A 3,229-nucleotide genomic window follows, 5' to 3' on the forward strand; every position below is an offset into this window, starting at 1 on the left:
GGGGTCTCCCCATGCGAGAGTAGGGAACTGCCAGACATCAAATAAGTGAAAAGGCCATCCGAAAGGATGGCCTTTTTGCATTTATACGCGGAAATCCACCGGAACTTTATCCGGCATATATATTTAATGAATAACCTGCGATAAAAACGCGCGAGTGCGTTCCGATTTGGGGTGAGCAAAAAACTCATCCGGTGGTGCCTGTTCCACAATCTCGCCAAGATCCATAAAGATCACCCGATCAGCTACTGTGCGGGCAAAGCCCATTTCATGGGTTACACATAGCATGGTCATGCCCGATTGCGCCAGACCTATCATGGTATCCAGCACTTCTTTTACCATTTCAGGATCCAACGCTGATGTGGGTTCATCAAATAACATGATTTTGGGTTTCATACACAGCGAGCGTGCAATGGCCACGCGCTGTTGTTGTCCACCAGAGATTTGCCCGGGATATTTATGTGCATGTTCGGCAATGCGGACCCGCTCAAGGTAGTGCATTGCCAGTACTTCAGCCTCTTTTTTCGGCATCTTTTGCACCCAGATAGGTGCCAGCGTGCAGTTTTGCAAAACAGTTAAATGAGGAAAGAGATTAAAGTGCTGAAAGACCATGCCAACTTCTTGTCGGACGCGCTCAATATTGCGGATGTCTTCATTGAGCTCAATCCCATCCACTACAATGCGTCCTTGCTGATGTTCTTCCAGATGGTTAATACAGCGGATAGTTGTCGATTTACCCGAACCGGAAGGCCCGCATAATACGATGCGCTCTCCCTGTTTTACCTTCAGGTTGATGTTTTTCAGGACATGAAACTGTCCGTACCATTTGTTGACGTTTTCCAGCGTAATCATCGCGTCGGTAGACGGCATTAATAATTGGCTCATAAATTCCTCAGTGCGGTGTACGCCCGGTGTTAAAACGTTTTTCCAGATGTTGGCTGTAACGCGACATACTGAAACAGAAGATCCAGTAAATCAGTGCAGCGAAAACATATCCTTCTGTCGACATACCCAGCCACGCAGGGTCCACAGTTGCCTGCTGTACGCTACTGAAGAGATCAAACAGACCGATGATGATGACCAGGCTGGTATCCTTGAACAGGGCGATAATCGTGTTAACCAGACCAGGGATAACCAGCTTGAGGGCTTGCGGAAGAATGACCAGCCCCTGGGTTTTCCAGTAACCTAGCGCCAGTGATTCCGCGGCCTCATACTGACCTTTCGGTAGGGCCTGTAACCCTCCGCGAACCACTTCTGCGACATAGGCCGACTGGAAAAGAATAACGCCGACCAGCGCCCGGATAAGCTTGTCGATACTGGTTCCTTCGGACATAAACAGAGGAAGCATGACCGAGGACATAAACAGAACGGTAATCAACGGTACACCGCGCCAGAACTCAATGAAAATGACGGATAAAACCCGCACGACTGGCATATGGGAACGACGTCCCAACGCCAGTAAAATACCCCATGGAAGCGCGCCTGCAATCCCCACGGATGCAATAATAAGCGTCAGTGTTAATCCGCCCCACTGCCGGGTTTCTACGCGTTCAAGTCCGAAAAAACCACCGTACATCAGCCACCAGACGACAATTGGATATATGACTGCCCAGATAGCGATACAACGGCCACGGTGGGGAATGGTTTTCCAGAACATCGGAACAATAGAAGCCAGACCAATTATCAGGGCCAGATTTACGCGCCAACGCTGATCGTGTGGATAAAGCCCATACATGAATTGCCCGAAGCGTTCATGGATGAACACCCAGCAGGCTCCCGCTTTGGTACAGTCTGCCCGGGTAGAACCGACCCAGTTGGCCTGAAAGAATACCCAGTTCAACAGTGGTGGAAGAAATGACCAAATCAGCCATACGCATAGCAGGGTGAGCAGGCTATTTGACCAACTGGAGAACAGGTTTTTACGCACCCAGAGTAGACTGCGGCTTGCCGGATTGCTGTGCTGGCGCGAGGGGTGAGACAGCAGTGCTTTTGTCATCATGGCTCCTTAGCGCTCAATCAGTGCGATACGGCGGTTATAAATATTCATCAGCAAAGAAATACTTAGACTGATGATCAGGTATACCGACATGGTGATGGCGATCGTTTCAATGGCTTGCCCTGTTTGATTGAGTACCGTGCCGGCAAACAGTGAAACCATGTCCGGGTAGCCAATTGCGGCTGCAAGAGAAGAGTTCTTGACGATATTCAGGTACTGGCTGGTCAGTGGGGGAATGATGACGCGTAGCGCCTGTGGGATGATTACCTGGCGTAGCGTCACCGGATTTGGCAGACCCAGCGAGCGTGCGGCTTCATGTTGGCCGTAAGGAACGGCCTGAATGCCCGCCCGAATAATTTCTGCAATAAATGCCGAGGTATATACCGAAAGCGCCAGAGTCAGTGCCGCCAGTTCAGGAATAAGCACCATACCGCCACGGAAGTTAAAACCACGGAGCGCGGGAATATCCCAGTGAAGCGCAGCGCCAAACATCCACTGTGAAATCACCGGTAAAAGTACGATCAACGCCAGAGCCGTGGGCCAGGTCCGACGTAGCTGACCGGTTTTGGTCTGATGCATTCTGTTGAAGCGAAATAATCCGATGGTGACGACGAGAGCGATAACGACAGCGGTACAAAAGGCAAAAAAACCTTCTCCCATTTGCGGGGCCGGAATATAGAGCCCCCGGTTACTCAGGAACATCAAATCCAGCGCGTTAACGGCCTGGCGTGGGCCGGGCAGATTACGTAATACGGCGAAATACCAGAAGAAGATCTGCAGCAGCGGCGGTATATTGCGGAACGTTTCGATGTAGATCGTCGAGAGCTTTCGCAATAACCAGTTATCTGACAGGCGTGCTAGTCCGAGAAAGAAACCGAGAATTGATGCGAAAACAATGCACAGTGCTGAAACTAACAGAGTATTGAGCAGGCCGACCACAAAGACACGACCATACGTATCGCCTTGCTCGTAATCGATCAGATGCTGGACAATGCCAAATCCGGCGCTGCGATCGAGAAAAGAAAACCCCGAGGTAATACCGCTATTGTTCAGGTTATTTATCGTGTTATGAATGAGATAGACCGCAATGCTGATAACCGCAATGACGGCGAGTATTTGAAATAACCAGGCGCGGACCGCAGGGTTAGAAAAGGATAACGATCCTTTTACGGTTGAGCGGCGATGGAACATAAGAAAACCTCAGTAACTATGACTCTGGGCTGAGCGCCGCAGTTG

General features: G+C 50.3%; 3 protein-coding genes. All 3 read right to left on the reverse strand.

What is annotated here, in order from left to right; translation table 11 throughout:
• Positions 1-123: 123 nt before the first annotated feature.
• From FDW94_RS12255 to FDW94_RS12265, 3 genes are read right to left on the reverse strand one after another with little or no spacing between them, the layout of a single operon-like run.
• Positions 124-882 (reverse strand): amino acid ABC transporter ATP-binding protein, encoded by a 759-nt coding sequence (locus tag FDW94_RS12255; protein WP_003025300.1) that lies wholly within the window; start codon positions 880-882, stop codon positions 124-126.
• Between the two features lie 7 nt (positions 883-889).
• A complete protein-coding gene (locus FDW94_RS12260; protein ID WP_137377659.1) occupies positions 890-1,993 on the reverse strand; it encodes an amino acid ABC transporter permease in 1,104 nt (367 codons plus the stop codon).
• Positions 1,994-2,002: 9 nt separating this feature from the next.
• The gene (locus FDW94_RS12265) at positions 2,003-3,184 is read right to left on the reverse strand and encodes an amino acid ABC transporter permease (protein WP_008785977.1); all 1,182 of its coding nucleotides are present in this window, start codon (positions 3,182-3,184) and stop codon (positions 2,003-2,005) included.
• Positions 3,185-3,229 lie beyond the last annotated feature (45 nt).

Source organism: Citrobacter sp. wls757 (assembly GCF_005280935.1).
In the GTDB taxonomy this organism is placed as follows: domain Bacteria; phylum Pseudomonadota; class Gammaproteobacteria; order Enterobacterales; family Enterobacteriaceae; genus Citrobacter; species Citrobacter portucalensis.

What these genes read in the sequence shown, in the direction of transcription:
- FDW94_RS12265 (WP_008785977.1), bottom strand. Translation starts at nt 3,184, where the DNA reads ATGTTCCATCGCCGCTCAACCGTAAAAGGATCGTTATCCTTTTCTAAC.
- FDW94_RS12255 (WP_003025300.1), bottom strand. Translation starts at nt 882, where the DNA reads ATGAGCCAATTATTAATGCCGTCTACCGACGCGATGATTACGCTGGAA.
- FDW94_RS12260 (WP_137377659.1), bottom strand. Translation starts at nt 1,993, where the DNA reads ATGACAAAAGCACTGCTGTCTCACCCCTCGCGCCAGCACAGCAATCCG.